5 protein-coding genes and 1 pseudogene (1 of these 6 only partly in view) are annotated in these 3,389 nt (G+C 76.1%); all 6 read left to right on the forward strand.

Annotated elements, in window-relative coordinates; genetic code table 11:
- Positions 1-126, forward strand: the 3' portion of a protein-coding gene (locus tag ACFOWE_RS33890) for a histidine kinase dimerization/phosphoacceptor domain-containing protein (RefSeq protein ID WP_449301211.1). 216 nt of this gene lie to the left of the window's left edge; only the last 126 of its 342 coding nucleotides appear in the window; the start codon falls outside the window, past its left edge; it ends in the stop codon at positions 124-126.
- Positions 96-392 (forward strand): ATP-binding protein, encoded by a 297-nt coding sequence (locus ACFOWE_RS12185; protein ID WP_377287381.1) that lies wholly within the window; start codon positions 96-98, stop codon positions 390-392. The genes ACFOWE_RS33890 and ACFOWE_RS12185 overlap by 31 nt, the downstream gene beginning before the upstream one ends.
- A gap of 133 nt (positions 393-525) precedes the next feature.
- A complete protein-coding gene (locus ACFOWE_RS12190; protein ID WP_377287382.1) occupies positions 526-1,197 on the forward strand; it encodes a response regulator in 672 nt (223 codons plus the stop codon).
- A gap of 78 nt (positions 1,198-1,275) precedes the next feature.
- On the forward strand, positions 1,276-1,992 hold the full coding sequence (locus ACFOWE_RS12195) for an ABC transporter ATP-binding protein (protein WP_377287383.1): 717 nt from the start codon (positions 1,276-1,278) through the stop codon (positions 1,990-1,992).
- A gap of 116 nt (positions 1,993-2,108) precedes the next feature.
- Positions 2,109-2,936 (forward strand): ABC transporter permease, encoded by an 828-nt coding sequence (locus tag ACFOWE_RS12200; protein WP_377287384.1) that lies wholly within the window; start codon positions 2,109-2,111, stop codon positions 2,934-2,936.
- A pseudogene (locus tag ACFOWE_RS12205) lies at positions 2,933-3,389 on the forward strand (hypothetical protein); the annotation flags it as partial. The gene ACFOWE_RS12200 and the pseudogene ACFOWE_RS12205, both read left to right, overlap by 4 nt.

A 3,389-nucleotide genomic window follows, 5' to 3' on the forward strand; every position in this document is an offset into this window, starting at 1 on the left:
CCGTCGAGGCGGCCCGGGCCGCCGGCGTCGACGTGGACGCCGACATCGACGTGGACGCCGGCGCGGGCGGAGCGATCGGTGCCGGGGTGGGCGCGGTGGCGTTCCGGATCGTGCAGGAGGCGCTGAGCAACGTGGTGCGGCACGCTCCGGGCGCGCGCTGCGCGGTGCGGGTACGCCGGGAGGGCGACGTGCTGGTGGTGCGGGTCCGGGACGGCGGCGCCCGGAGGGCGGCCGGCCGGGCGCCGGCCGCCGGTTCGGGGGCCGGCTCGGGACTCGGGCTGCGGGGCATGCGGGAACGGGCCCGCCTGGTGGGCGGGACGGTGGCCTGGGGCGCCCGGCCCGAGGGCGGTTTCGAGGTGGAGGCCCGGCTGCCCGCCGGAGGCGTTCCGTGACGGCGGCGCCGGCCGGGCGGGTCGCCTCGCGCGGCGTTCTGTGGCGGCGGTTCCGCCCGGGCGGTTCGTCCCGTACGGCGGGCCGTGGCAGCATCGGCGGTCGAGCCGATCATGCGTTCCCCGGGGGTGCCCCATGAGCGAGTCGCGGTCTGAGCCGGTCTCCGTCTTCCTCGCCGACGACGACGCGGGGCTGCGCGGGGCGTACCGGAAGCTGTTCGAACGCACCCCGGGGTTCCGGTTCGCCGGAGAGGCGGCCGACGGCGCGCAGGCGGCCCGGCTGGTCGCGGCGCTGAGACCGTCCGTCGCGCTGCTGGACGTGCAGATGCCGGGGACCGACGGGCTGGAGGCGGCGCGGCGCATCCTGGCGGAGACGGGCACCCGGGTCGTCATGCTCACCACGTTCGACCTGGACGAGTACGTGCACGAGGCGCTCGCCCTCGGCGCGTCGGGGTTCCTGCTGAAGAACGCGTCCCCGGCGGAGCTGCTGCACGCGGTCCGCACGGTGCACGCGGGCAACGCGATGCTCGCCCCGGAGGTGACCGTGCGGCTGCTGGACCGGTTCCGCCCGCGCCGGCCGGACGAGCGGCACGCGTTCACCCGGCAGGTGCTCTCAGCGCGGGAGCTGCAGGTGATCCGGCTGGTCGCCCGCGGCCACTCCAACCAGGAGATCGCGGACGAGCTGTGCCTGAGCCTGGAGACGGTCCGCACCTACCTGCGCCGGGTCTTCGCCAAGCTGGACGTCCGGGACCGCACCCACCTGGCCGTGCTCGCCCACCAGGCGGGCCTGCTGCACGAACCGCGCTAGTTGTCCACTTCCGGGTGACGCGCCCGCCCGCCGCCCCGCCGGATGCTGGGTGTTCCGACACGGGACACGAGGTGGGAAATGATAGAGGTCACGCGGCTCACCAAGCGGTACGGCGGGAAGCCGGCGGTCGACGGCGTCGGCTTCACCGCCCGGCAGGGCCGGGTCACCGGCTTTCTCGGCCCCAACGGGGCGGGCAAGTCGACGACGCTGCGCCTGCTGCTCGGCCTGGACCGCCCGGACGACGGCACCGCGCTGATCGGCGGCAGGCGCTACCGCGACCTGCGCCATCCGCTGCGCACGGTCGGGGCGCTGCTGGACGGGGCGGGGCCGGTGCCCGGGCGCCGCGGTGTCGACCACCTCGCCTGGATCGCGCAGAGCAACCGGATACCGCGCCGCCGGGTGCACGAGGTGCTCGACCTGGCGGGCCTGTCCGACGTGGCCGGGCGGCGGGTGAAGGGCTACTCGCTCGGCATGCGGCAGCGGCTCGGGATCGCCGCGGCGCTGCTCGGCGACCCGGAGGTCCTGGTGCTGGACGAGCCGGTCAACGGGCTCGACCCGGACGGCATCCGCTGGGTGCGGAACCTCCTGCGCGGGTACGCCGCGTCCGGCCGTACCGTGCTGCTCTCCAGCCACCTGATGGCGGAGACGGCGGGCACCGCCGACGACGTGGTCGTGATCGCCGGGGGCCGGGTCGCCGCGCACGGCCCGCTGGACGAGATCAGCGCGGGACACGGGTCGCTGGAGTCGGCGTTCTTCGCGCTCACCGGGGGCCGGGGAGCTCTGGGGGGATGGTGAGGGACGCGCTGGGGGACACGGCGGGGGACACGGCGGGGGACGCAGTGAGGAAGACGGCGGGGGACACGGCGGGGGACGCAGTGAGGAAGACGGCGGGGGACACGGCGGGGGACGCAGTGAGGAAGACGGCGGGGGACACGGTGCGGTACGTGGTGGCCGCGGCCCGCGCGGAACTGACGAAGATCGTCACGCTCCGCGCGGTGTGGCTCGTCACCGGCGCCGTCGCCGCCCTGCAGGTGTTCGTGCTGGCCCAGAACGTGGCAGCGGAGACGGAGGCGGTGAGCAGGATCACCGCGGACGGCATGATCGAGCGCTTCCCGGGCGTCGTACGGCCCGCCCGGGAGGCGCTCGTCGAGCACCTGGCCGCGTCGTCGTTCCAGATGTGCGTGTTCCTGCCCTGCGTCGCCGCGCTCATCGCGGGTCAGGAGTTCCGCGCGGGCCAGCTCGGGACGTCCCTGCTCGCGGTCCCACGCCGAGGACTGCTGGTCGGCGCGAAGGCGCTGGCCGCCGGGGTCTTCCTGCTGTCCGTCTCCGTCGTCATCGCCGCGATCAGCACGGCGTTCGTGTACGCCGCGGTCGAGGAGTGGGACCCGGGCCTGCCGGTGAGCACGGAGGCGTGGACCGCCCAGGCGAAGGTCCTCGCCTACGCGGTCCTGAGCGGCCTCACGATCTTCGCCGTCACCCTGATCGCCCGCAGCGCCCTCACCGGCGTCCTGGTCACGGTGGCGCTGACCGCGCTGACCATGAGCCAGGTCCTGGCCGTCTCCGCCCCCGCCCTCGACGCGCTGGTCCCGCTCAGCGCGGGCCGCAACCTGGTCCTCGCTCCCGGGGAGGGACTGCGGTTGTCCGCCGGTCCGGGGCACGCCCTGGCCGTACTCGCCGCCTGGCCGCTGCTGGCCACCGCCGCGGCCGCGCTCGTCCTCGGCCGGCGGGACGCGCGATGACCGCCGCCGCGACCGGCCGGGTGCCGGACGCGGACGGGATCAGGCTCACCGATCTCGTCCGCGCCGAGCTCACCAAGATCCGCACCCTGCCCGCGACGTGGATCGTGCTCGCGCTCGCCCTGACCGCCGACGCGCTGCTCGGCCTGCCGGCCGGTACGGACGCCGTCCGCCTCGCCGGTCCGGACGGGCAGGTGGCGCTCAGCCGGTCCGGCGCCGTGCTGCTCGCCCCGGTGTACGCGCTCGCGGCCGTGCCGGCCCTCGCGGCGGGCGGCGAGTACCGGGGAGGTCAGATCCGGGTGAGCCTGCTGGCGGCGCCGGACCGCGACCGGTTCTTCCTGGCGAAGCTCCTGGCGAACCTCGGGGTGCTCGCGGCCGCGGCGTTCCCCGTCGTGCTCGCGGGCCACGTCGCCCGGCACGCGCTCGGCGGCGCGGTCGCGGCCGAGCCCGCCGGCG

Origin of the sequence: Planomonospora corallina, assembly GCF_042650625.1 — a bacterium.
GTDB lineage: Bacteria > Actinomycetota > Actinomycetes > Streptosporangiales > Streptosporangiaceae > Planomonospora_B > Planomonospora_B corallina.

Coding starts and splice junctions, on each gene's coding strand:
- ACFOWE_RS12190 (WP_377287382.1), top strand. CDS start 526: ATGAGCGAGTCGCGGTCTGAGCCGGTCTCCGTCTTCCTCGCCGACGAC.
- ACFOWE_RS12195 (WP_377287383.1), top strand. CDS start 1,276: ATGATAGAGGTCACGCGGCTCACCAAGCGGTACGGCGGGAAGCCGGCG.